Below are 23,416 nucleotides of genomic sequence, written 5' to 3'. Positions count from 1 at the left end.
ATCGCGATGCATTGCGGCAGTTTCAGGCCGCTTTGCGCCCCACAACAGCTGAGGCCGCTTCATATGTTATTGACGTCACCGGGCGGGCAGCGCCGCCACGACGCGGTACGCGGACTTCAGATCTCGATCGTCTGGTATTTCGGCGCGGGCGTCGCTTCGAGCGTCGGCGCGGTCGCCGAGGCTGCAACAGCCTTGGCCGGCGGCGTCAGCGCATGGCCCTGGGCCCGCAGCATGGCCTCGACCCGTCGCAGGATATTCTGAGCGGTGAACGGCTTGACCAGATAGCCGGCGGCGCCGGCCTCCAGCGCCACACGGACCGTCATCACGTCGCCCTTGGCGGTCATCATCATCACGGGCGGGCGCACGCGCTGGCGGCGCATGATGGTATGGATGCCCCCGCTCACCCTACCTTGTGTTTCGGCGGCTATCGCCATTCAGCGAAGGAGAGTGAGAGATGTCCAAGGATATTGCGCTCATCGGGCTTGATATCGCCAAGCTCGTCTTCCAAGTGCACGGTGCGGATCGAGAGGGCCATCCGTTGCTGCGTCGGCGCCTGCGACGCGATGAGGTGGAGGGGTTCTTTCAAAAACTGGCGCCGTGCATCGTCGCTCTTGAGGCGTGTCCGAGTTCGCACTACTGGGCCAGATTGATCCGGTCTCATGGTCACGAGGTCCGCCTGGTGCCGGCGCAGTTCGTCCGGCCGTTCGTTAAATCCAACAAGCACGACGCGGCTGACGCCGAGGCGATCTGCGAAGCTATGGTTCGCCCAACCATGCGGTTCGTCCCGATCAAGGAGAGGGAGCAGCAGGAGATCCTGGTCATCCACCGGGTTCGGGAGACGCTCATGCGGCAGCGCACGCAACTCATCAATGCGATACGCGGGCACCTCGCCGAGTTTGGCGTCATCGGCGACAAGCGCGCCCACAACATTGGCGTTCTAACCGCGAGGATCGAAGATCCCGACGATCCTGAGATTCCGGATCTCGTGAAGAGCGCCCTTGGCCATCTGGTAGTCCAGTTGCGCCGCGTAGAAGCGAGCCTCGCGGAGATCGAGATCAAACTCGGCGCGATCGCTCGTCACGTCGAAGCTTGCCGCCGCCTCATGACCATCCCCGGCGTGGGCGTAATCACCGCGACAGCCCTGGTGTCGTCTGTCAGGGATCCGGCTGACTTCAAGTCTGGACGGCACTTCGCTGCTTGGCTGGGCTTGGTCCCGCGCCAGCATTCGACAGGTGGCGTCGATAAGCTCGGAGGCATTAGCAAGCGCGGCAATGGCTATTTGAGGCGATTGCTCATTCACGGTGCTCGGTCCGTCATGAGATGGCGCCGCAAGTCCTGGACCTGGCTCGCCCGGATCAGAGACCGCCGGCCGGCGAACGTGGTCGCAGTCGCTATGGCCAACAAGACCGCACGGGTTGTCTGGGCGCTGCTTCGCTTTGGCGGCGTATATCACCAGCCCCCGCTTCACGCGGCGGCATAGATAGGAGATTCGGCCAGCAAGACCTGCGGGCTGAAGCGGCGCGAGGGACAATGAGCATGTGATGGCGAACGGCGTAACCGAGACCGGAGCAACCCGCTGGGCGCATCGAGCTTCGAGCTCGTGTCGCGTGATTGGGCCCGGTCTGCGGATCGAACCATCACGGCCGGCGATGCAGGGTGCTCGCCACGAGAAGGCCGGATAGATGACTGCAGCCGCTTATCGTGCCGTCGTTGCTTAGAAGACCCTTGCAAGAGCGGGGGCATCCATAGATGACGCCCAGCACGTTCAGGCCGGTCATGTCGGGCAGCTCGATATCCAGCAGAATCAGGTCCCAGCGCGACTCCTGCAGCGCCTCGACGCCCATGGCCCCCGTTGCGGCCGACGAGACCCTGTAGCCGGCCTGATGCAGCACCAGTTCCACGAACTGGCGGATCATCGGGTCATCGTCGATCACAAGTACGCTTCGGCCCATCGCCCGCCGGATCCCCCTGGAACACTGCGGACAACCGAAGCGGCCCGCGCCGTCACCGTGACACGGCCGCGCTCAACGGGGGTTTACACATATGACATCCCGCCTGCGGCAAATTGCTGCACGTGCGACAATCTCCTGTCGCGACAGGGACTTAGTCGCCCGACGGCAGGTGGCTGGACACGACGTCGGCCAGGGCCTTCAGGGCGTCGGACAGCGCCGGATCGAAGACGCGGGGCTTGATGTCGACGACGCAGACCGTACCCAGCAGCCAGCCGTCGGCGTCCCGCACCGGCGCCCCGGCGTAAAAGCGGATGTTCGGCGCGCCGGTCACAAACGGATTGTCGTAGACGCGCGGATCCTCGCGGGTGTCCTCGATCCACAGCAGGTTGCGATAGGCGATGCAGTGGTCGCAGAACGAGACCTCGCGGGGGGTGTCGGCGATGTCGACCCCTGCCCTTCCCTTGTAGAATTGCCGGTCGGCGTCGACGAAGGTCACCATCCCCGCCATCGCGCCGAACAGCGACTTGGCCGCTTCGGCCACCTGGTCGAAGGCAGGATCACGCGGCGTGGCCAGCACGTTGGCGCGCACCAGGGCCGCCAGCCGCAGGAGCTCTTCGTGATCGGTCTGCGTCAGCATCCGCAAGATTCATCTCCTCCTTGTTGTGGTCGCTCGCGCGATCATTGGCGCATCACCCCGAACACCTGCCGGGCGCCCGAGCCCAGGTTTGCGAAGGTGTTCTGGTCAAACTTCACGCGCGCGGTGACGTAGAAGCCCTTGCGGCTGTAGCCGGCCGCGGCGAAGTCGGGGTCGTGGTAGCCGACCACATTGTAGCCGATGCTGATCCAGGTGTTCTCGGCCGGCGAGACGCCGATCGACGGGCCGGCGGCGTAGGCGGTGCCGCCCTGCTTGCCCGCGTGGCGGACCGACAGATTCACGCCCAGGTCAATCTTGCGGGTCAGATCCAGACGAGCCTCGGCGCCGATCACCTGCACCACGTTGGTCCGCACGTCGCCGTCATAGCGGCCGCGCACCAGCTTGGCGCCGTGATAGAACGAGGCCTGCACCGCGCCCGGCGTGTGGTCGCCGCGGTCGCTGTCGAAATTGACGGCCAGGTTGTTGATAACCTTCGAGGTGACGCCGTCGCCGCGCGCGGTCGGGCCATAGCCGGCCACGCCCGTGCCCTGGACGATGCCCCGGGCCTCTTCCTTGCGCACTTCCAGCTTGTCCAGAACCGCCCAGCGACTGTCCAGCGGACGCCAGGCGACCGAACCGGTGACCTCGGCGCCGCGCGAGACAGCGCCCGCATTGGTCACGGTCTCGTCGGCGCGGACGGTCATGGCAGCCGTGACGCCTTCACGCAGCTGGCGCAGATAGGCGGCGCGAACCGCCCAGCTGTCCGCGCGGTCGCCGCGACGGGCTTCGATGCGGCCGTTCCAGCTCCAGCGATCGGCGCGATAGGTCGCGCCCAGGCTGACGGCGGTGAAGTCCTCGGTGATCAGGGCCGAGCCGGTGGCGCGAGGAGTTTCGGTGTTCGGATCCGGCGCCTGGCCGGCCAGGGTCTTGGCCGAGTCCATCGTGGCGTCCAGGGTCCAGCCGCCCTTCAGGTTGACGGTCTGGGCCAAGCCCATCAGCACGAAGGTGCGCGGACCGAAGGCCGACAGGGTCTGCTGGTTCACGGCGCTGGTCAGGCGCGCGCCCTTCCACGGGGCGACCTCGACGCCGGCGCCGGTGACGGCGGCCTTGTAGTCCGTGCCTTCGATGATCTCGCGGATGGCCAGAACCCGCAGGCCTTCGCGCACTTCATAGATGGCGCCCAGGCGGCGACGGACCGGGAAGTCCAGGCTCTCGGCGTCGCCCAGGGCGAAGTCGGACGAGGCGTTCACCTGCAGGCGGCGGTTGAAGAACTCCTTGGTGGCCGACAGGGTCAGCAGGTCCGAACGACGGGCTTCGCCGACCTCGGGCGCATCATTGGCCGACTTCAGGCCAGCGCCCAGGCGCATGCCGTTGCGCTGATAGTTCACGCTGGCGTCGACCACGTCGCGGACGTCGCCGTTGTCCAGGTAGTTCTCATGATAGGCCGAGACGTCCAGCGACAGGTTCCGGGTCAGGCGCGCCTTGCCGTCGACGCCGATCTTGCGCGCGCCCAATTCGGCCTGGCTGGTCTGACCCAGACCGAACGACTCGTCGGCCTGGCGGGCATAGCCCAGAACGTCGAAGTACGCGGAGTGGTGCTCGACCTCGGCGATCCAGGCTTCCTGCCGGCCGGTCGCGACCGACTGGCTGGTGGCGGCCTCCAGACGGATCTCGGTGTCGGCGCGCGGGCGCAGGGTCAGGTCGGCGGCGACCAGGTCGGTGTCGCGGGTGGCTGCGCCCGGGCGGCCGTGCAGATAGGTGACGCCGGCCTTGACCTTGCCGTCCATCAGATTGGTCGACATGCGGGCGCCCAGCTCGGTGGTCCGCTCGCCGTTGCCGAGAACTTCGTAGTTCACGACGACGACGTTGGGGTTCAGGTCGAGATCGCGGCTGGCGACCGGGTCACGGAAGGTGATGGCGCCGGTGACGTAGTCGATGTCGTAGTCGACGTCGCGAACCATGACGCGGCTGGTCAGGATGCGCTCGCCGCGCAGACGGTCGCGGGTCTCGATCGTCACGGTCTCGGTGTTCGGCACGATCTCGCGACGCGACAGCTGGTACAGGCTGGCCAGGCCCGAGCCGGGAAGTTCGTCGCGGACATGGCTTTGCTCGGTATCAGCGGCGAAGCCGGCGAAGCTGAACACGCGGCCCTGACGCTCGAACTTCACGCCGTTCAGGGTGCGGTCGGAGCGGCCCAGGCGCGTGGCGTCGAAGCCCGTGCGGAAGTCGCCGAACAGGGCGTAGAAGGCCTTGCGCTCCAGGCGCAGGTACAGCTTGCGCTGGCTGGCGGCGTCATAGGCCTGGCCCGAGCCGTCGCCATAGACGGTGTAGTAGCGGTCCGGATCGATGGCCGAGGTCAGGCCGCGGTCCTGGTTCGGCGTGCTCTTGCTGTCATAGGCCATGGTCAGCAGCCACGAACCCCGGACACGGCCCTTGGCGTAGAAGGCCAGCTGGCCGTCGACCATGGTCTTGTTGCGGTCGCGACGCGCCAGCGGGGCGGCGTGGCGCGACAAAGTGTTGTAGCCGGCGGTGCCGGCGGCGAAGCCGACGACGATCCAGTCCTGACGCGAGGCGCTAAGCCAGGCGCGGACTTCGCTGGGCGCGGCGGCGGGGCCGACGCCCGGCAGCTTGAAGCGCAGGGTCGCCGAGCCGGCCTGGGTGGTCGGGGCCAGCTCGATCAGGGCGACGCCGTCGTCGCCGGTGATGCGCCAGGTCGCGCCGCGCGCGCCCTCGCCTGCCAGGCGCTGGTCGGCGTTCGGATCGCGGGCAATCATGTACGGGTCCGACAGCTCGAAGCCGCCGACCGCGCCAGCGCGAACCGGATGGCCGAAGCGGTCGGTGAAGCGGACCGCGATGACCGGCGCGCTCAGGCCGTCGGCGATCAGGTGCGAGGCTTCCGGGACCAGGGTCGCGCGGCTCGGCGTATTGGCGTAGGCCACTTCGCGCTTGACCTGGGCGACGGTGGCGCCGCTGCCGTTGGTGACGGTGGCGACCAGGACGTTCGTGCCCTCGACCAGCGGCACCCCGCGCCACAGCGACACGGCCATGGCGCCGTCGGCGCTGATTTCGACGCCGTCGCGGGCCAGGACGTCGACAGGCGCGCCGTTGATGGTCAGGCTGACCCGGTTGCCCGGCGCGTGCTTGACGGCGACGCGGGTCACCGGCGCGACGGGATTATGACCTTGATTCGGATAGACAAAGTCGATGCCCGGTTGCTGGTCGGCGAACCAGTTGATCGCGTCCGTCGAGGCCTGGTCATCGGGAACCACGACGCCGGCCTTGGTCGCCTCTGCCTCAGTGCGGCGCAGGCGGAATTCGACGCGCTGCAGACCGCCGCCGCGCAGGTCGACGAACTGCGAGAAAGCGCGACCGGCGATGCGGGTGTCACGGCCGCAGGCGACGGCTTCCAGGCCCGCGGGCAGCGAGCCCACGTCCATCTGGATGACCTGGAGTCCCGGCGCCACGCCCTCGAAATGGAACAGGCCATCGCGGTCCGAGACCACATAGGTCCCGTCCTGCAGCACCAGGCGCACACCGGCGACGCCGATGCGGCCGTCTTCGCGACGCGTGGCGCAGGCGCCTTCGGTCACGCGACCTAGAATTGTGCCAGAGTCGGTCATCAGCGGCGCCGAGATGCGCACCCGGGCGCGGGCCTCGCCGCTGGAGGCGCCCATGCTGCCGGTGGCGATGGCGCGATTGATCGCCGTGCCGACCGGCGCGTCGGCGCCAATACTGACCTGATACTTGACTTTACTTGATTGAGAACCTCGGAATGTTCCGAGCAGATAGGTCAGGGTCCGCCCGTCGGCGCTGATCGTCGGGTCGGGAAGCGGCACATCGTCGCGGCGCGAGGAGCCCTTCACGTAGCGCAGGCCGCGCGGCAGGGTGTCGACGATCTTCACATCGGAGATCGTGCGCTGCGCGCCGAGGTTGTGGACATCCAGCGTGTAGCCGATCAGATCGCCGAACGAGGCCTTCTGGTGCGACACGGCCTTATCCAGCGACAGGCCCTGGGAGAAGCTGCGCACCACGACCGGCAGGGCTCCGCTGTCCAGCGGGATGTCGATCTGCAGCGGTTCGGGCTGGGTCAGATCGAAGGCCGCGCCCCAGGACGCGTCGGCGATGATGAAGTCGCCGCCTTCGGGCGAGGTAAGCTTGGCGATATCCTGCGCCGTGGCCGAGGACGGCGCCGTGTAGCCCTGCGGCGGCTCAATAAAGAGCGCGTAGCGACCGGGCGCGGTCAGCGGGAAGCGATATTGTCCGTGGGAGGACTGATAGACCGAGCCGCCCTCGTCGACGACATCGTGACCGCTGATCACCGACGACGGATAGACGCTGAAGCCGTCATCGCCGAACACCTTCGCCGGCAAGCCAGTCTCCTGGTCGACGAGGGTGACCCGCGCGCCATCGACCGGCGCGCCGGTGCGCGAGTCGAAGACATAACCGTAGGGGTCGATGAGGGCGTTGACCGTCGCCGAGCTGGCGCCGTCGAAGCCCGCGACGCTGAAGCTCAGCTTGCCGCCGCGCGGCGCGAAGATCTGGCAGTCATAGGGCGTCATCGGCTTGTCGGTGGCCGGGATGTAGCCCAGGAAGCGGCCGCTGTTGCGGGTCGACTCGCTGACCTTCAGCGTTTCCTTGTCGCCCTGCGGGGTCTCGACGGTGATGGTGATTTCTTCGCGGACGTTCGGGTCGCGGTTCACCTCGGGCATCGAGACGTCGATGAACATCGTCTCGCCGGCGTGGAACGACGGCGCTTCGCGCAGCTTCACCTTCATCGGGTCGAAAGCTTCGAGGGCAGAGACGTCGGGGGCCTTAAAGCCCTGCCCTTCGACCTGACACATGGTGCCGCCGGCGTTCAGGACGATGCCGTCCGCTTCGCCCGCCAGGCGCATCAGCAGGATCTTCGGCGCATAGGCCACCTTCACGGTGGTGGTGTTGGAATTGACGCTGAGACGCCCGGCGGAGCCCGCATAGGAGAGCTGGGCCGTGTTGGTCACGACGTCCGTCTGACGCGCATAGGCGGGCGACAGCAGACCGGCGGAGATCGCCAGGCTCGTCAGCGCCAATTTCATGCGGGTCAGGAAGGTCATTCGGTGTCCAAAAGGCCGTCCCGGGCGGCGCGAGCCGCCCGGTCGGGGTCGTGTGGTGCTAGTCGATGGTGACGCGGAAGCGGGTCGTCGCGGTCGCGCCGGACGCGATGCTGGTGATGTTCGTGGCGATCCGCGAGCCGTTGTAGACGTTGCCGTCGGTGGCTTGAGCGCCGTCGAGCACGCACAGACCGCCCGAGAACGTGCCGTTCACGTAGGTGCTGTTGGCCACGTAGGTGGTGTTGGCCGGGATGTTGTCCGTCAGGCCGACATTGGTGATGGCCTGGCCGCCGATGTTCTTGACCGCGATGCAGTACTCGATGATCGCGCCGGGAATGGCCTTGGGCGAGACGATGCCGTTCAGCGGGTCGCTGATCAGCACGGCGAACTTGGTGACTTCAGCGCTGGCGGCGGCGATCAGGTACTCGTCGCCGGCGCTGTGACGGGCGTCGCGGACCAGGTCGGCGAAGCCGGCGCCGTCGGCGAAGACCGTGTCGATCTGGTTCGTGTCGTCCAGCAGGCTCTGGGTCACGTCAGCGCCCAGCGCGCCGCCCGTGCCGCCCGTGGCGACGACGGCCGTCAGGATGACACCCGAGACGCCGTTGGCCGGGCCCGAGGCCGGGATGTCGGCGACAATGAACACGGTCTTGGTCTGACCCGCGCCCAGCTCGTCGATATAGGTCGCGGTGTCGACGCCGGCGTCGTACGTGCCGTTGCCGTTCGTGTCGACGAACACCCGCAGGTTGGTCACGCCGTAGGTGTCGGTGTGACCCAGCTGGGTCGGCGCGCCGAGCACGGTGTTCGCCGCGAACAGGCGGAAGTCCTGTGTGGCGTTGGTGGCGTTGGTCACCGTGAAGGTCGTGACCTGGTTGCTCTGACCGTAGGAGACGCTGGTCGCCGCGCCGCCCACCTCGGCCACGACGACGTCAGCCTTACGGTCGACGACGAACGAGGCGACGTTCGAGGCCACAGGCGTCTGGGCGACGCTGTTGACCGAGTACGACACCGTCGCGGTGTTGGTGATGCTGGTGCCGGCCTGGGTGCCCGGCGCGGCCAGGGCCGCCTGACCCGACAGGATGACGAGAAGCGAGGATGCTCCCGCCAACCACAACGTCTTGGATGATTTCTTCATGGTAGCCCCCGGTTCTGAATGGGATGAGACGCGCGTCACTTCAGGCGCGCGCGGAATGACATCTGGACCTCACCGCCCGCCGGAACGGGTTGAGCGAGGGCCCAGCGAAGGGTGGTGACATCGGCCGTGGTGGCCGGAACGGCCCCGTTGGCGCCGGTCTTGGTCAGGCTGGCCAGCGGCCCGAAGGTCTTGCCGTCGATCGAGACGACCGGCGGCTTGGCGTCGGCCGGACCGGCGTAGATCAGGTCCGTGGCGATCGGGTTGTTGATCACCACGCCCGTGGTCGGGCTGGCGCCGCCGTTGCGATAGGTCAGGACGTAGACGACCTGGTCGCCCGGCGTGACGCGGGCGGCGGGCTTCAGGGCGGTCGTCACCTTGCCATCGGCGGCGCGGGTCTCGACTTCCTTGAAGACGGCGGTGGAAAGCGTGGCCTCGCCGGCGTGGGCCGAATGGGCCAGCAGCCCGGCTACGGCCGCTGCGAGCAGAAAGGTCTTGATCATTCGGTGCTCCCGGTCGGGTTGATGCGAACTCTGAAAGTGACGGTGCGGCTGGACTGGGCGGCGATGTCGCCCAGCTCGACTTCGATGGCGCCGTTGGCGAAGCGCCCCGCGTCGCCGTCGTCGGCGTCGGTCAGGGCCGCGCCGTCGAGGGTCAGGCTGCCGTCGAGGTAGGTGGCGCCGGCGGGGATGGCGTCGGTGATCCGGGCCTGGCGAGCCGCCGCCCCCTCCCCGACCCGGGCTTCCAGGCCGTAGGTGACGATGGTGCCGGCGACGACGCTGCCGTCGTCCAGGGCGTCCACGATGTCCTGCGACTTGATCAGGCGGACGTCGGCCTTGCCCACGCGATAGGTGGCCGGCTGGCTGGTGGCGCCGCCGTTGCCGGTTCCGCCGCCGCCCCGCAGGTAGCGACCGAAGACCATGAACACGCCGCCGTTGCCGGCCTGGGCCATGTCGCTCTCGGTGGCGCCGTTGCGCAGCGCCGCCGGGAAGGCGCGCAGACGAATGCGGCCCAACGCGCCCATGCGAACGTCGCTGGGAATATGGCAGGACACCCAGGCGACCACCGACTGGCCGGGAGCCAGGACCGGGGTCGTGGCGATGACGCGATCGCGCGCCATGTCCAGATGGCCGTCGCCGTCCCAATCCATGATGATGCTGCAGGCGTCGGGATCGAAGTCGTCGTCGATGTGCTCGAACGACAGGTCGAAGGCTTCCCAGCCGTTGCCCAGGTTGCGGATGCGGAACGCCAGGCGCTGGTCTTTCGCATCGGCCTCGACGTCGACTTCGGGGGTCAGGGTCTCGACGCTGACGTCGACGATCTCCTGGACCTTCAGGGACACCTTGTTGGAGGTCCGCGCCTGCGGGCCGAACTGATCGGTGAAGGTCAGGGCGGCGATATTGTCGATCATCGCGCCGGCCGACGTCATCGACGCGGGGTCGGTTTGGGCCTTCGACACGCCCGGCGCGCATACGAGAGCCGCCGCCAGAACACACGCGGCCGCCACCCCACCGCGCGAGGCGGTCGGCTTGTCAGCAGCGATGTGATTCAGGTGGCGCATGAGTCCGTCGAAAAGCGGGTACGAAAAATCTCGACCCACTCACGACGTCAGGACGCCTAATCAGACCTTACCAAAGGAGAACGAAACCAGAAACCTTAGACTATCGTCTAGTGCGAAAGATGACTTCGGACTCGCCTCAAAATGAGTATCGTAAATCGCGATGCGACAGGCCGACACAACCGTGCGACGTCCTGTCGCAATCGTTTCCAGCCCCAGCGATTAGGAAGGTAAATCGCTGAAAAACCACGGAAACCGTGATATATGTGCGATTTGCACCTATTTCGCGTAGCAAAGCTCGCCGAACCACGGACACAACTGCGACACTACGCGCGATGACGTGCGATCGCGTCCGCCTCATGCTCGCCTCAGTTGCTCAACCGGGGCCGAGACAACTTCATGCGCGTTCTGATTATCGACAGCCATCCCTTGATGCGCGAGGCCATTCGAATGGTGACCCTGTCGGCGTGGCCGAAGGCGCACACCGTCGAAGTGGGCGATCTCGCGAGCATCGAAGCCGGCTGCCGCTTCGGCGCCGCCATCGATCTGGTGGTCATGGATCCGGCCCTGCCCGGCGCCACCGGCCTGTCGGCGCTGATCCAGGTCAAGCAGCGCCTGCCCCATACCCCGGTCGTGATCTTCGCCTCGCGCCGCGACGACGAAATGGTCGGCTTCAGCCGCGCCCTGGACGCCGCCGCCTTCATCCACAAGTCGGCCTGCCCATCCGAAATGGTCGACGTCCTGAAGTCGGTCGCCAGTGGCGCGCGCCTGTTCCCGACGTTGAACGGCACGACCACGGTCCAGAACGAACTGGCCGCCATGCGCAAGCGCCTGGACGCCCTGACCGCCACGCAACTAAAGGTGCTGCTGAGCATCGCCGACGGCCGCCTGAACAAGCAGGTCGCCGCCGACATGCATGTGTCGGAAGCCGCCATAAAGGCGCACCTGACCGCCATCTTCCGCAAGCTGGGCGTCCACAACCGCGCCCAGGCCATGCTGGCCCTGCGCCCGATCCTGACCGAAGGCGCGGCCGCCTAGTCGGCCAGGGCGCCGCGCACGGCCAGCGCCGTCAGCCGATCCCGCAAGCTCTTGGGCTTGTTCAGGCCCAACCGGGCCAGAGCGGTCTCGTGACCGCTCCGCTGGCCCATCCCCTTGAAAACCAGGCCCGCCAGCGCTCGCGGCTCGGCCTGAGCCGCCTTCAGCCGCCCCAGGGCCGGCAGCAGGCTCTCCTCCAGCGAATCGAAGTCCGAGCCGAACGGCAGCAGCGGCGCCAAACCCGCGCCCTTCAGCGGCGATAGCGCCTGGGCCACGCGCTCGGGCGTGTTGCGCGTGAAGGCCTCCGGCAGCGCATAGGCCTTCTCCAGCTTGCCCGATTCCTTGGCCTTCTCCAGCAAACCGGTCTGGAAGCGGCTGTCGGTGATCTTCAGCAGGGCGACGATCACGTCGCGATCCGTCCGCCCACGGAGATCCGCCACGCCATACTCGGTGATCACGATATCACGCAGGTGGCGCGGAATGGTGCCATGACCGTAGGACCACAGGATGTTCGAGGCGGCCTTGCGCCCTGACCCACGCACGGACGGCAGGGTGATCACCGACCGCGCGCCCTCCAGCGCGAAGGCCTGGGCCACGAAGTTGTACTGGCCGCCCACGCCGCTGACGACTCGGCCATCCTCAAGGCCATCGGACACTGCCGCCCCCAGCAGGGTCATCATCATGGCGGTATTGATGAAGCGGGCGTCGACTCGCGCGGCGCGCTTGGCGTCCTCGTCGCCGTAGAGCTCGTTGATCGCCGAGATCGCCTGCATCTGGAACTTGGCGCGCTCCGGGCCCGGCATCTCGCGCAGCGCCTGGTAGAAGGCGCGCGGCCCCAGAAAGAAGCCGCCGTGCAGCACCGCCCCGTTGACTTCGCGCTTCAGCACGCCCGCCTTCCAGAGATCGAGCAGGCAGTCGACAAACATCTCGGTCGCCGCGTAGAGGCCGGCCTCGAACCGCTCGCCGTGGATCGGCGACGTTCCGGACAGCGACAGCGCCTTCAGCGCCTCGCCGAACCTTGCGGGCTCGCGGTGGCGGATGATCAGGCCTTGAGCGACGGCGTCGCTGATCGAGCCGATACCCATCTGGATCGTGCCGCCGTCGGGGATCAGGCCGGCGGCGTGCAGGCCGATGGCGTAGTGGGCGTCAGGAATCGGCTCCTTGGGCGGGGCGAACAGCGGAAACTGCACGCCCTGCCCGTCCAGCACATGGCTGAACGTCGCCTCCGGCAGGTCGCCGTCGCCGGGCATGAACGGCAGCTGCTCGTTGACCTGCCCCACCAGCAGGAAGTCGGCCTTGCCGGCCTGGCGCGCCGCCAGCAGGTCTAGGGTGATGTCGGTGTTGCACGACAGGCTGTGGCGGTCGCCCTCGCGCGCCACCAGCTGGGCCACGACATTGACGCCCCGCTCCAGCAGATAGCCGGCCGCGTGGGTGTAGTTGGCCGAGATGTAGCTGCGCTGGGCGCTCTCGACAGAAAGGCGCGTTCCGGCCTGGAAGAAGAACTCGTCGACCTCGATATTGTCCGGCAGGGCGTCGCGGCGCTGGACCTCGGCATAGGCCAGAGCCGGATAGCCGCCCAAGGTGCGCTCAATGACCGGGCCCAGGAACCGGGCCTCCAGGTCCGACTTGGGCCGCGGCGGCTCCAGGGTCAGCGCCGTGAAGATGTGCAGGCGAATCGACCGGTCGGCCATGGCCCGCGCGAACAGGGCGTTGACCACGTGGTTGGCCTTGCCCAGGCCCAGCGGCAAGCCCAGCACGATGCGGCGGCCGACCTTCTCGATAATGGCGTCGGCCAGCCGTTCGGGGTCGGTGAAGCGCTCGGTCATGCCTCCAGCTTGGACCAGCCATCGCTGGGCTGGAAGCGCTCGCCGTACTTACGGGCGAGATCCTCCAGCTTGGCTTTCACGTCGGCGACGCCCCGCTGGCGGGCGTAGTGCAACGGCCCGCCCCGGAACGGCGCGAAGCCGGCCCCGAAGATCATCGCCGCGTCGATGACGTCCGGATCATCCGAGACCCCCTCGCCCAAGATCGCCGCACAGGTATTGACCAGCGGCAGGATCAGGCGATCAGCCATCTCCGGATCAGGCTCGGCGGCGCCGGGCGTCTTCTGCGCGTGGCCGCCTTTCCAGACGTACAGCCCCTCGCCGGTCTTCTTGCCCAGCTTCTTCTGCTCGACCTTGTCGCGCAGCCACTGCGGTGCGTCCGGCATGGGCCAGTTCAGCTCGCGCTTGAGCATGTCGGCCACGGCCAGGCAGATGTCCAGCCCCACCTGGTCGGCCAGCTCGATCGGCCCCATCGGCATACCGAACGCCTCGGCCGCCTTGTCGATGGTCTCCTTGGCCACGCCTTCGTCCAGCAAGGCCATAGCCTCGACTAGGTAAGGCGTCAGGGCGCGATTGACGATGAAGCCCGGCGCGCTCTTGGCCGGGGCCGGCAGTCGGTCGATGGCGCCGGTAAAGGCCCGAGCGGCTGTCTCCACCGCCGGATCCAGACCGTCATGGCGCACCACCTCGACCAGCTGCATCCGCGAGACCGGGTTGAAGAAGTGCAGCCCCACCAGCCGCTCGGGCCGCTGCAGGCCTTCGCGCAGGGTTTCCAGCGGGATCGACGAGGTGTTGGTCGCCAGGATCGCGCCCAACTTCATCTGCGGCTCGATCTGGGCGTAAAGGCCCTTCTTCAGTTCGACCTTCTCGGGCGCGGCCTCGATGATCAGATCAGCCGACTGGGCGCCCTCGCCACGCAGGTCTGGCACGAGGCGGTCCAGAGCGTCGCGCACCTTCAGCCGGTCGTCGTGGGCGATCTTGCCGTAGAGCTCGGCGGCGCGCTTGATCGCTCCGCCGATCGGCTCAGCCTTCACGTCGGTCAAGGTGACGGTCAGGCCGCTCCAGGCGCACCAGGCGGCGATATCGCCGCCCATGGCGCCAGCGCCGATCACGTGCACGCGGCGGATGTGACCCTTCGCGCCGGCCAGCCCCTTCAGTTTCTCGCGCAGGAAGAACACGCGGATCAGGTTCTGGGCCGTCGGCGAGACCATCAGCCGGGCGAAGGAGCCGATCTCCGCAACTTTCATCGCCTCGAAGTCGCCGCCGTGGCGCTCCCACAGCTCGATCAGGGCGCCCGGGGCCGGATAGTGCTCAGGCGGGGCCTGCTTCTTGGCCTCCTCGCGCATCCGGCCGGCCGCCAGCTTGCGGGCCGGCGCGCTGTCCTTGAGCTTGTCGATCAGGCTGGGGCCTTCGCTGCGCAGTTCACCCCGCACAGCCGCCTTGACCGCCGCCCGCACGTGGCGCTCGGGGACGATCGTGTCGACCAGGCCCAGGGCCTTGGCCTTGCGCGCAGGGATGGTCTTGCCGGTCAGCATGAAGCTCATGGCCTGCAGCGGATCGATCAGCCTCGTGAAGCGCGCCGTGCCGCCCAGGCCCGGATGGAGGCCCAGCTGGACCTCCGGGAAGCCGAACTTGGCGCCCTCGACGGCGATGCGGATCTTGCAGGCCAGCGCCACCTCCAGGCCGCCGCCCAAGGCGTAGCCGTGGACCACCGCGATGGTCGGGTACTCCTGACTTTCCAGGCGGTCGGCGATGGCGTGGGCGCGCGCCATGCGCTGCTCGACCTCGTTGACGTCGGTCGCGCTGCGGAACTGGCCGACATCGGCGCCGGCGATGAAGCCCGACGTCTTGGCCGAGCGGATCACCAGGCCCGTCGGGCGGTCGGCCTCCAGCCCGTCGAGAATACGGTCCAGCTCGCCCAGGACCTCGTCGTCCAGGGTGTTGGCGCTGGCGTCGGCCTTGTCCAGCACCGCCCAGGCCACGCCGTCAGGCGCGCGGGACGTCCGCCAATGACGGTAGCCGTGATCGCTCAGCGGCGCCGGACCCAGGTCCAGATCGCGCGGCTCGAGCAGGCTCAGGGCGCGGTCTTGCATGGCCATCCTCCTCAAACCCGTTCGATCAGCATGGCGCCGCCTTGGCCACCGCCGATGCACTCGGTGGCGATGCCGCGCTTGAGGTCCAGGCGCTCCAGGGCGTTGATCAGATGCAGCACGATACGGTTGCCGCTGGCGCCAACCGGGTGACCCAGGCTGATCGCCCCGCCGTCGACGTTCAGCCGCTTGCGGTCGATCGCGCCGGCTGCGCCAGGTAGGCCCAGCACCTCACGACAGAAAGCCTCGTCCTCCCACGCGGCTAGGCAGGCCAGCACCTGGGCGGCGAAGGCCTCGTTCAGTTCCCAGAGCTCGACGTCCCGCAGGGACAGGCCCGCCCGCTGCATCAGCGGCGTCGAGGCCAGCACCGGCCCCAGGCCCATGATCGACGGATCCAGCGCCGCCCATTCGCTGTCGATGATCACCGCACGCGGCGTCAGGCCGTGCTTTCGCACCGCCTCTTCCGAAGCCAGGATCACCCAGGACGCGCCGTCGGTGATCTGGGAGCTGTTACCGGGCGTCACCTTGCCGAACGGCCGCTCGAAGGCGGGCTTCAGGGTCGATAGCTTCTCGACCGAGCTGTCGGGCCGCACGCCGTCGTCCTGGGCGTGAACCTTGCCGTCGTGGGCGAAGGCTGGCTCGACCTCGCCGTCCAGCCAGCCCGAGCTCTGGGCCTTGGCAAGACGGTGATGGCTCTCAGCGGCATAGGCGTCGGCCGCCTCGCGACTGATGTTGAAATAATGGGCCAGCACCTCGGCGGTCTGGCCCATGCCCAGGTCGGTGATCGGATCGGTTAGGCCGCGCTCCAGCCCCACGACCGGGGCCAGCATGTCGGGCCGGAAGCCGGCCATGGCCTTGACCTTGTCGATCGGAGCCTTGGCGCCTTGCAGGCTGGACAGCCACTCGACGGCCGACTGCTTCAGCACCAGCGGCGCATGGCTCAGGGCCTCGGCCCCGCCGGCCAGGATCAGGTCGGACGAGCCTTCGCGGATATAGCGGAACGCCGTGTCGATCGACTGCATGCCCGAGCCGCAGTTGATCGACACGGTGAAGGCGGTCATCTCCGGCCCGCACCCTAGGCGCAGGGCGGCGACGCGGGCGGGATTCTGCTCGTCGGCGATGACGTTGACGCAACCCAGGATCACCTGGTCGAAGGCGTCGGGCGCGAAGGGCTGGCGCAGCAGCAAGGGCCTGCCGCACTGAACGGCCAGATCGACCGGCGTGAACGGTCCTGGACCGCCCCGCGCCTTCAGGAACGGCGTACGCGCGCCATCGACGATGTAGACCGGACGGCCAAAGCCCTGAGCTGCTGCCATGACGCTTCCCAACAAGAGGACAGCGACACAACGCCGGACGGCCCAGGTTGCTCCGCCTCAAGGGCGCATCTTTCCGGCGACTGGGCGGTTCTCACCGTATGACCTACGAACTGCATTACTGGCCGACCATCCAAGGCCGTGGCGAATTCGTCCGCCTGGCGCTGGAGGACGCGGGCGCGGCCTATGTCGATGTCGCCCGCCAGGATGACGGCGAGGACGCTCTGATGGACAAGCTCCACGACGGTCCGCGTCCCAGCTTCGCGCCGCCCTTCCTGGTCGACGGCAATCAGGTCGTCGGCCAGACGGCCAATATCCTGCTGCACCTGGGCCCCAAGCTGGGCCTGGCGCCGACGGACGATCCCGGGCGACTTTGGGTCAACCAGATGCAGCTGACCCTCGCCGATCTGGTGGCCGAGGCGCACGACGTGCACCATCCGGTCGGCATGGGCCTCTACTACGAGGACCAGAAGCCCGAGGCGGCCCGGCGCGCAGTCGAATTCCGCGAGCAGCGGATCGGCAAGTTCCTGGGCTGGTTCGAAACGATCCTGAGCCGCGCGCCCGAAGGCGACTGGCTTACGGGTGCAGCCGCGACCTATGCGGACCTGTCGCTGTTTCAGGCCGTGGAGGGTCTGCGCTACGCCTTCCCGCACGCCATGCGGACGTTGGAGCCCAAGCTGGAACGGGTCATGACCGTGCGCGACGCCGTCGCGGCCCGCCCGCGCATCCGGGCCTATCTGGCCTCGCCGCGTCGCCTGGCGTTCAGCACGGACGACATCTTCCGGGCCTATCCGGAACTGGATCCCCCGAAGGGATGATCAGCGCCCGCCCAGCGAGCGGTTGAAGCCGTCGAAGCGACCTTCGCCGAAGCGGCGATCCTCCTCGACCAGCGACTTCATGCGCAGCTCGCGCTCGGCGGCCGCCTGGGCCCGGCCGGCGGCGGAACGCGCTTCCGCAAGGCGCTCGCGGCTCTGGGCCAGCTCAGCGTGCGCCCTGTCGCGCTCGGCGGCGGCGTCGATGGCCTGGCGCTCGGCGTCATCCAGCCGATCCTCGACCACACGCAGACGCAGGGACAGCCGCGCAATGATCGCGGCCAGGGTGATCGACAGGATCGTCGCCGCCAGCAGGGCGACCAGACCGTACGACATGATGTTCATTCCCCCGAAAACTTGAAGCCCTCCGAAAACGCGAAGTCTGTCCTTGGAGGACCCGGACGTCTCGTCCGGGCCCTCAGCGACAAGCTCCTGCCCCCGCTTGGAAGACATGGCCCGTCGACTTGCCGCCCCCTCAGCCCCACCGAGACGACAGTTCATGGACAGCAGAAAAGACTAGGCGTTGAAGCCCGACCGCAGGCGCTCGCTTTCCAGCGACGACTTGGCGAAATCCAGCACTTCGCTGACAAGGACGGGCAGGTTGTTCTCGATGACCCCATGTTCGCGCGCCCAGACGCGCAGGGCGTGGCGCAGGAAGGCGTTGCCGACTTCGGGTGCGGGCGTGGCGTCGGTGATCTGGTCGAAAGGCACGGCGCGGCTCCTGTTCAGCCCGAACCCCCGGGCGGAAAGATCGAAAAGGAGGACCCGGTCGGCGGGGACCGGGTCCTAGGTCGGTTCACGCGGCCGGCGGCGATCAGGAAATCAGTGATGGCGTCCTGAACGTCGCGGTCGACAGAAGGGATCATGTCCGGGGAAGCGGCGCCTTGGATGTGAGGATCTGCACATCCGGGAAAATTGCGATTTCTTGCGGCGACCAAAATCGCCCGTCCGCGTTCAGTGCGCTCGCGCGAGACTGAAGATCGGCGTGGCCGGAAAGCCTTTGCGCCCCTGAGTCCGGCCCACATAGCCGCAGCGGACCACGTCGCCGTGGAAGGTGGCCAGCGCCCCGGCCAGGGCCTCGCTGACATAGGCTGATCCCGGCGCGGCGTCCGGCTCGATCCGCGCAGCCACCACGACGTGCGCGCCCATCACCGCCGGAGCCTTGGTCAGCGGATTGGTGCGCAGGTGGACCGGCCCATAGTGCCCGCCGATCCGCAGGCCCAGGCCGCGCGGCAGACCAAGAGCGCCCAGGTCCAGCGCCCGATGGGCCTCCAGCAGCGCCAAAGCCGCTAAAGCAGCGTCGATCGGCTGGTCGAACACGAGGAAGACGCCGTCGCCCCAGGTCTCGACATGCTGGGGCGGCGCGTCCAGGGCGCCGACCGCCTCGGCGATCCGCCCCATCACCTCCTCGATGAAGGCCGGAATCTGGTCGTCGCGCAGCGCGCCGAACCCCTGGACGTCGGCAAACAGCATGGCCTTCATCGCCCGCTGCTCGCGCCCAGCCTCGGCCGCGGGTTCACGCGGGAGGGGCGGCGGGCGTTGCACGTCGATCACCGCCAGCCGGCGGCCGGCCAGCGCCCAGTAGTCGAGGTCGGCGGACACGCCGGCCGGGCTCGTTGTCCGGTGACCATCCCAGATCGCCAGCTGGATCGCCTCGGTGGACAGGGTCTGGGCCCGAAGCACGGCGCAACCCATGGCGAACTGGCTGGAATAGGCGAAGACCTGCTCGTCGCCGCGGTAGGGATCCTGCGCCGCGTATCGGATCGAGGCCGCTTGCGCCATGCAGCGCTCGAACCGTTCGACCCAGTGAGCGCCGAACGGGGCGACCGACACCTCTACGAATGAGGCCCGTCCGACCGGCAGGACCACGTGAAGCTCAGCTCCCGCGTCCAGCACCGCCTCGGCGAAAACGATGTCCCCGCCTGCTGCGAGGCCGCCATAGGCGAAGCCGACGCGCTGGGCGGCGAGCAGCGCATCCGCCCGCCCACGCAGGTCCGGACCGTCCAAGGCCCCCGCCCCGCACGGCGCCAGGATATGGCCGGTGAAATGCGCGCAGACCGGCGGCCGGAACGGGTCCAGCCAGGAGCTATCCACCGCCGTTTCGCGTCCGATCATCTCGAGCTGTCGCAGGGTCGAGGCGTGGGCCGCGTAGGCCCTCGGGGCCAGCGCCACGGCCGTGGCCATGGCCTCGCGCGCGGCGTCCCGGTCGCCGGTCAGAAACAACGCCTCAGCGCGGCTCGCCAGCTCGTAATAGGCGCCCTCGCCGGTCGCCGCTGGCGTCCGGGGAATGTCCAGGGCCGCGGCGGCCCGCGTCGCGGCGCCAGCGCGTTCGCCGGCGACCAGCGTCATGGTCGCGGCGTTGATCGCCCCATAAACCCCGCCAAAACGGGCGTAGAGGGCTTCATAGGCCTGGCGCGAGGCCTTGGCGAAGGCGACCCGCCTCTGGCCGCTGGCGCCCAGCGCCACGTCCTTCAGCAGCCGCGCGCCCAGCGCCACGGTGTCGGCATGATCGCGAACCTCCGCTAGCCCCAGCCGGACATACTCGGTGCGCGCAAAATCCAAGGCTCCGGCCCGCGCCAAACAGAGCACGGCCGCGTAGGCGATCTCGGTAGAGGTCTCGCCCGCCTCGAGCGCGGCATGGGCGATATCGTAGGCCGCGAGGATCTCGCCGCGCCGGATCAGCGCGGCGATCTCGTCCCCGTCGAACAGCGACGTGGTCAGGGAATTTGGCCCGCGCCGTTGTCGACGTCCGGATCCAGGTCGATGTTCTGGCCGAACTTGTCGCGCATCAGCAGGCTGTAGTCGTAGACGCCCATGCGCTTGCACTCGTAGATGATCTTGAAGCGCGTGTGCGGGATCGGCTTGTCTTCTTCCAGGCCGTACGGGACCCAGACGTAGCTGGAGAAATTGACCCCGTAGTCGAGCGCGATCGAGATGGGACGGTTCTGGAACGTCCAGCCAGCCTTGATCAGGCTGTCGCTGAGCGTGAAGACGAGTTCACAGCGCTCCTGAAGATCCAGGGTAAGGCGCTCCGGGTTCTTCGGGTCCACCACGTTCATGAACGTGTAGTCTTCCATGCCGACAACGACATAGACGACCTTCGAAGGAACCGGTTCGTCCAACGGACCGGATGCGTTGATAGTAGCCATTTAAGGTGCCTCCCGACTGACAGCGCCACCTGGGGCTGACTCCGCCCAGAACGCAAGGAATGCGGGGTGGGCGTAGCCATGTTTCTGCAGCTCGCCCACTATCGATCGCGCCTCGGCCTTGCGGCCGGTCGCGAGGTAGGCCCGGGCCAGGGTGTCCAGGCTGCCCGGCGGCAGCGCCTGACGTCGCGGTGCCAGAACCGCGATGGCGGCGTCGGCATGGCCGGCCTGCAGATTCGCGAAGCCCAGCATCGCCGAAAGGTCCCCCCGCCCCTCACGCGCGCTTGGGGCGTCGTCGATCTCGTGCAGCAGCGCCTTGGCCAGTGCTCGCGCGCGTCCGGTATCGATCTCCAGAATGGCGAACAGGACCGCCTGTTGCCTCAACCGTCCATCCAGATCCGGACGCCAGACCTTCGCTGATTGGCCGGTGCGGATCCGGGCCAGTTCCGCGGTCGCCTCCTCGTGCGCAGCCTTGGCCTTGGCCAGTCCCGCTGGCCCCAACCAGGTTTCGATGTCGATCGTATCGAAGCGGGCGATCAGCAGATGTTCACGCCAGCGGGCGTTGGTGGGGTCTAGGGCCGCCAGTTCCGACAGTGACTTTAAGGCGGAGGTCGCATGCGTCAGCGCCTGCGTTACGCGGCCCAGGTCCAACTCGAGACGCGCAAGGGCCGACTGCGAAGCCACGGACTTGGCTGCCAGTCGCTTATCCCCCGGCGTAGCAGCCACCGCTTGAGCAAGCAGTCGGCTCGCGACCTCACGCTCGACATAGGCTTCGCGCGGACGCGCCATTATCAGCAAACAATCGGCCACCCAGGCGCGCGCATTGGCGGTATCGCTGATCCGAGCGGTGTTGGTCGGCGTACGCAGCCGCTCAGCCTCTTGCACCGCCAGCCCCGCCCGGAACGCCGACAAGGCTTCCGCGGGACGCCCCTGCTTGAACATCAGCGTGCCCAGATTGGTATTGGCGTAGGCGACCTCGATCCGCCACTCCGGGCGATTGGGGTCGAGCGCCACTAGCCGGCGGGCCAGCTGCTCGTAACGCTTGAAGCCCTGCTCGGCGGCGGCTTCGTCACCGCGACGTTGCCGCATGTAGGCGACCCAGAAGACGTTCTGGGCTTCGTCGAAGATGCGTTCGCCATTGTTCGGATCGCGCTGGACCAGGGCGTGGGTCGTCGCCGCGGCCTGGGCAAAGGCGTCTTCCGCGCCCTTCCAGTCGGATCGCTGCTCGCGGATGGTCCCCAACAGGGTCTGGGCCTTGGCGCGCTGGGCCAGGGCCTTGTCATCCAGCCGATCGTCGCTGGCCTTGGCGTAGTAGGCCAGCACCCGGCCGCCGACGCCGTCCAGCACGTCCAGGCGACCGACCGGCTCCAACTGCTCGCGCAGGTCGCCCAGCATGTAGGCCACCAGCGCCTCTGTCTCGTCGCGCTGGGCGCGGGCGACCTGGCGGGACTTCAGGGTCACGACGGTCATAGCCCCCATGCCCACCGACACCACCACGGCCGCGGCCGTGAACGCCGTCATTACCTGCAGCCGGCGGCGGGCGTCGCGTTGCACCAGCTGGTCCAGACTGACGTCCAACAGGCGCGCAGCGATCTTCAGGCGCGCCAGACGGCGGCCGTCGGCGTTGGGGCGCAGGTCGACGGCCAGGGGCTCGACGCCCTCGGGCAAGGCCGCGAGCAGAGCCTTCGGCAGCACCGTTTCAAGCGCCGCCTCCGCGGGGGTGTCCGGCGTGATCAGGCAGATGACGCGGCTGGCGTCGCCGCCGTCGATGATGTGCGCCACCTCCTGGTCGACCCAGCGCGAGGCAGCCGAGTGAGGCGAGCACAGCACGATCAGGGCGTCGGAACGGTCCAGGGCGTCGCGGATCACCTCGGACAGGTTCGACGACGCACTCAGTTCCTCTCGGTCGCGGAAGATCGGCCGCAGCGCCCCGTCGTCCGCCTTTCGCAGCGCCCGCGGCGCGCGATAGGTCTCCAGCGCGCGATGCAGCCACTCGGCGGTTTTGCGATCCTTGTGGCTATAGCTGATAAAGGCCTTGTATCGCTGTCGGCTGTTCATTCCGTCGTCCCCCGATCGACAGCAGGAGCGTACTTGATGACCGCGATTCCGCCACTGCTCCCCCGCCATACGCCGCCGGACGCCGCCGCCAAAGACTTTCGCGGCAACAAACTGTTTCGGCACATGACCAGCAATGAGATCGAGGCGCTGTCCCCGTCGGTCGAGATGCTGCGCTACGGCAAGGGCGAAATGATCGTGCAGCGCCATGACCAGGACGGCGGCATCTATCTGCTGCTGGACGGCGCGCTTCTGGCCAACCAGTACGCCAAGTCGGGGCGCGAGGTGGGCTATCGCCGGATTGCTCCGGGTGGCTATTTCGGCGAGATCGCCGCCATCGACGGCCAGCCGCGCTCGGCCAATATCGTGGCAATCGAGGACGTCCGCATCGCCCGCGTGCCCCAGACCCTGGCCCGCCGCCTGTTCGAGACCTCGCCGAACTTCATGCGGGCGCTGCTGGAAGACATGGCCGGCCTGACGCGGTCTCTGACCGATCGCCTGTTCGAACTGACCGCCGTCTCGGTGGCCTGCCGGGTTGACATCGAGTTGCTGCGCATGGCCACGGCGGCCGGCGGCGACGGGGTGACGGCGGTGATCAACCCCTGCCCCACCCACGCCGAACTGGCCGCCCTGCTGGGCAGCCAGCGCGAGCCGGTGACCCGCGAGCTGAACCGCTTGGCCGGCCTGAACATCGTCCGCCAGACCGGCCGCACCTTGCAGGTGCTGGACGTTCCGGCCCTCACCGCCGAGATCGAGCGGATCGGCGGCGAGGTCTAGTCGGG

Annotated in this window: 19 protein-coding genes; 4 read left to right on the top strand and 15 right to left on the bottom strand. The window is 68.0% G+C overall.

Annotated elements, in window-relative coordinates:
- Positions 1-116: 116 nt before the first annotated feature.
- Complete coding sequence (locus ABDW31_RS14580) at positions 117-380, bottom strand: response regulator (protein ID WP_184719805.1); 264 nt, start codon at positions 378-380, stop codon at positions 117-119.
- A gap of 74 nt (positions 381-454) precedes the next feature.
- Between ABDW31_RS14580 and ABDW31_RS14575 the strand changes: the two genes are divergently transcribed.
- On the top strand, positions 455-1,480 hold the full coding sequence (locus tag ABDW31_RS14575) for an IS110 family transposase (RefSeq protein ID WP_184719807.1): 1,026 nt from the start codon (positions 455-457) through the stop codon (positions 1,478-1,480).
- A 157-nt stretch (positions 1,481-1,637) separates the two neighbouring features.
- Here ABDW31_RS14575 and ABDW31_RS14570 read toward each other — a convergent pair whose 3' ends face one another.
- The 6 genes from ABDW31_RS14570 to ABDW31_RS14545 all read right to left on the bottom strand — a co-directional run bounded on the left by ABDW31_RS14570 (position 1,638) and on the right by ABDW31_RS14545 (position 10,363).
- Positions 1,638-1,934 (bottom strand): response regulator, encoded by a 297-nt coding sequence (locus ABDW31_RS14570; protein WP_184719809.1) that lies wholly within the window; start codon positions 1,932-1,934, stop codon positions 1,638-1,640.
- 169 nt (positions 1,935-2,103) lie between these two features.
- On the bottom strand, positions 2,104-2,589 hold the full coding sequence (locus ABDW31_RS14565) for a GAF domain-containing protein (protein WP_343699086.1): 486 nt from the start codon (positions 2,587-2,589) through the stop codon (positions 2,104-2,106).
- A gap of 41 nt (positions 2,590-2,630) precedes the next feature.
- Complete coding sequence (locus ABDW31_RS14560) at positions 2,631-7,676, bottom strand: DUF11 domain-containing protein (protein WP_184719813.1); 5,046 nt, start codon at positions 7,674-7,676, stop codon at positions 2,631-2,633.
- Positions 7,677-7,734: 58 nt separating this feature from the next.
- On the bottom strand, positions 7,735-8,805 hold the full coding sequence (locus ABDW31_RS14555) for a DUF11 domain-containing protein (protein ID WP_184719815.1): 1,071 nt from the start codon (positions 8,803-8,805) through the stop codon (positions 7,735-7,737).
- Positions 8,806-8,840: 35 nt separating this feature from the next.
- Positions 8,841-9,305 carry a DUF11 domain-containing protein gene (locus ABDW31_RS14550; protein WP_184719817.1) on the bottom strand — a complete coding sequence of 155 codons (465 nt, stop codon included), beginning with the start codon at positions 9,303-9,305 and terminating at the stop codon, positions 8,841-8,843.
- Positions 9,302-10,363, bottom strand: a complete 1,062-nt coding sequence (locus ABDW31_RS14545) for a DUF11 domain-containing protein (RefSeq protein WP_184719819.1) — start codon at positions 10,361-10,363, stop codon at positions 9,302-9,304. The genes ABDW31_RS14550 and ABDW31_RS14545 overlap by 4 nt, the downstream gene beginning before the upstream one ends.
- A gap of 396 nt (positions 10,364-10,759) precedes the next feature.
- Here ABDW31_RS14545 and ABDW31_RS14540 point away from each other — a divergent pair, with 396 nt between their 5' ends.
- A complete protein-coding gene (locus ABDW31_RS14540) occupies positions 10,760-11,398 on the top strand; it encodes a response regulator transcription factor (RefSeq protein ID WP_184719821.1) in 639 nt (212 codons plus the stop codon).
- Here ABDW31_RS14540 and ABDW31_RS14535 read toward each other — a convergent pair.
- Genes ABDW31_RS14535 through ABDW31_RS14525 form a run of 3 tightly spaced genes read right to left on the bottom strand, consistent with a single transcriptional unit; the run spans position 11,395 to position 16,624 of the window.
- Positions 11,395-13,221 (bottom strand): acetyl-CoA hydrolase/transferase C-terminal domain-containing protein, encoded by a 1,827-nt coding sequence (locus ABDW31_RS14535; protein WP_184719823.1) that lies wholly within the window; start codon positions 13,219-13,221, stop codon positions 11,395-11,397. The genes ABDW31_RS14540 and ABDW31_RS14535 overlap by 4 nt on opposite strands.
- A complete protein-coding gene (locus ABDW31_RS14530; RefSeq protein WP_184719825.1) occupies positions 13,218-15,311 on the bottom strand; it encodes a 3-hydroxyacyl-CoA dehydrogenase NAD-binding domain-containing protein in 2,094 nt (697 codons plus the stop codon). The genes ABDW31_RS14535 and ABDW31_RS14530 overlap by 4 nt, the downstream gene beginning before the upstream one ends.
- Positions 15,312-15,322: 11 nt before the next feature.
- Complete coding sequence (locus tag ABDW31_RS14525; RefSeq protein WP_184719827.1) at positions 15,323-16,624, bottom strand: acetyl-CoA C-acetyltransferase; 1,302 nt, start codon at positions 16,622-16,624, stop codon at positions 15,323-15,325.
- Between the two features lie 98 nt (positions 16,625-16,722).
- On the opposite strand from ABDW31_RS14525, the gene ABDW31_RS14520 reads away from it, so the two are divergent.
- Positions 16,723-17,439 carry a glutathione S-transferase gene (locus tag ABDW31_RS14520; RefSeq protein WP_184719828.1) on the top strand — a complete coding sequence of 239 codons (717 nt, stop codon included), beginning with the start codon at positions 16,723-16,725 and terminating at the stop codon, positions 17,437-17,439.
- Here ABDW31_RS14520 and ABDW31_RS14515 read toward each other — a convergent pair whose 3' ends face one another.
- The 5 genes from ABDW31_RS14515 to ABDW31_RS14495 all read right to left on the bottom strand — a co-directional run bounded on the left by ABDW31_RS14515 (position 17,440) and on the right by ABDW31_RS14495 (position 22,637).
- The gene (locus ABDW31_RS14515; protein WP_184719830.1) at positions 17,440-17,769 is read right to left on the bottom strand and encodes a hypothetical protein; all 330 of its coding nucleotides are present in this window, start codon (positions 17,767-17,769) and stop codon (positions 17,440-17,442) included.
- Positions 17,770-17,949: 180 nt separating this feature from the next.
- Positions 17,950-18,144: a hypothetical protein gene (locus ABDW31_RS14510; RefSeq protein WP_184719832.1), complete on the bottom strand. Its 195-nt coding sequence runs from the start codon at positions 18,142-18,144 to the stop codon at positions 17,950-17,952.
- A 243-nt stretch (positions 18,145-18,387) separates the two neighbouring features.
- Positions 18,388-19,995 (bottom strand): adenylate/guanylate cyclase domain-containing protein, encoded by a 1,608-nt coding sequence (locus tag ABDW31_RS14505; RefSeq protein ID WP_343699073.1) that lies wholly within the window; start codon positions 19,993-19,995, stop codon positions 18,388-18,390.
- A 155-nt stretch (positions 19,996-20,150) separates the two neighbouring features.
- Positions 20,151-20,582 (bottom strand): hypothetical protein, encoded by a 432-nt coding sequence (locus ABDW31_RS14500; RefSeq protein ID WP_343699072.1) that lies wholly within the window; start codon positions 20,580-20,582, stop codon positions 20,151-20,153.
- Positions 20,583-22,637: a toll/interleukin-1 receptor domain-containing protein gene (locus tag ABDW31_RS14495; RefSeq protein ID WP_184719834.1), complete on the bottom strand. Its 2,055-nt coding sequence runs from the start codon at positions 22,635-22,637 to the stop codon at positions 20,583-20,585.
- A 36-nt stretch (positions 22,638-22,673) separates the two neighbouring features.
- Between ABDW31_RS14495 and ABDW31_RS14490 the strand changes: the two genes are divergently transcribed.
- On the top strand, positions 22,674-23,411 hold the full coding sequence (locus ABDW31_RS14490; RefSeq protein WP_184719836.1) for a Crp/Fnr family transcriptional regulator: 738 nt from the start codon (positions 22,674-22,676) through the stop codon (positions 23,409-23,411).
- The last annotated feature ends 5 nt before the right edge of the window (positions 23,412-23,416 follow it).

Source organism: Caulobacter sp. (assembly GCF_039596335.1).
In the GTDB taxonomy this organism is placed as follows: Bacteria; Pseudomonadota; Alphaproteobacteria; order Caulobacterales; family Caulobacteraceae; genus Caulobacter.
This window is presented reverse-complemented; position numbering and strand designations above follow the sequence as displayed.

Coding starts and splice junctions, on each gene's coding strand:
- ABDW31_RS14580 (WP_184719805.1), bottom strand. CDS start 380: ATGCGCCGCCAGCGCGTGCGCCCGCCCGTGATGATGATGACCGCCAAG.
- ABDW31_RS14575 (WP_184719807.1), top strand. CDS start 455: ATGTCCAAGGATATTGCGCTCATCGGGCTTGATATCGCCAAGCTCGTC.
- ABDW31_RS14565 (WP_343699086.1), bottom strand. CDS start 2,589: ATGCTGACGCAGACCGATCACGAAGAGCTCCTGCGGCTGGCGGCCCTG.
- ABDW31_RS14560 (WP_184719813.1), bottom strand. CDS start 7,676: ATGACCTTCCTGACCCGCATGAAATTGGCGCTGACGAGCCTGGCGATC.
- ABDW31_RS14555 (WP_184719815.1), bottom strand. CDS start 8,805: ATGAAGAAATCATCCAAGACGTTGTGGTTGGCGGGAGCATCCTCGCTT.
- ABDW31_RS14550 (WP_184719817.1), bottom strand. CDS start 9,305: ATGATCAAGACCTTTCTGCTCGCAGCGGCCGTAGCCGGGCTGCTGGCC.
- ABDW31_RS14545 (WP_184719819.1), bottom strand. CDS start 10,363: ATGCGCCACCTGAATCACATCGCTGCTGACAAGCCGACCGCCTCGCGC.
- ABDW31_RS14540 (WP_184719821.1), top strand. CDS start 10,760: ATGCGCGTTCTGATTATCGACAGCCATCCCTTGATGCGCGAGGCCATT.
- ABDW31_RS14535 (WP_184719823.1), bottom strand. CDS start 13,221: ATGACCGAGCGCTTCACCGACCCCGAACGGCTGGCCGACGCCATTATC.
- ABDW31_RS14530 (WP_184719825.1), bottom strand. CDS start 15,311: ATGCAAGACCGCGCCCTGAGCCTGCTCGAGCCGCGCGATCTGGACCTG.
- ABDW31_RS14525 (WP_184719827.1), bottom strand. CDS start 16,624: ATGGCAGCAGCTCAGGGCTTTGGCCGTCCGGTCTACATCGTCGATGGC.
- ABDW31_RS14520 (WP_184719828.1), top strand. CDS start 16,723: ATGACCTACGAACTGCATTACTGGCCGACCATCCAAGGCCGTGGCGAA.
- ABDW31_RS14515 (WP_184719830.1), bottom strand. CDS start 17,769: ATGTCGTACGGTCTGGTCGCCCTGCTGGCGGCGACGATCCTGTCGATC.
- ABDW31_RS14500 (WP_343699072.1), bottom strand. CDS start 20,582: ATGGCTACTATCAACGCATCCGGTCCGTTGGACGAACCGGTTCCTTCG.
- ABDW31_RS14495 (WP_184719834.1), bottom strand. CDS start 22,637: ATGAACAGCCGACAGCGATACAAGGCCTTTATCAGCTATAGCCACAAG.
- ABDW31_RS14490 (WP_184719836.1), top strand. CDS start 22,674: ATGACCGCGATTCCGCCACTGCTCCCCCGCCATACGCCGCCGGACGCC.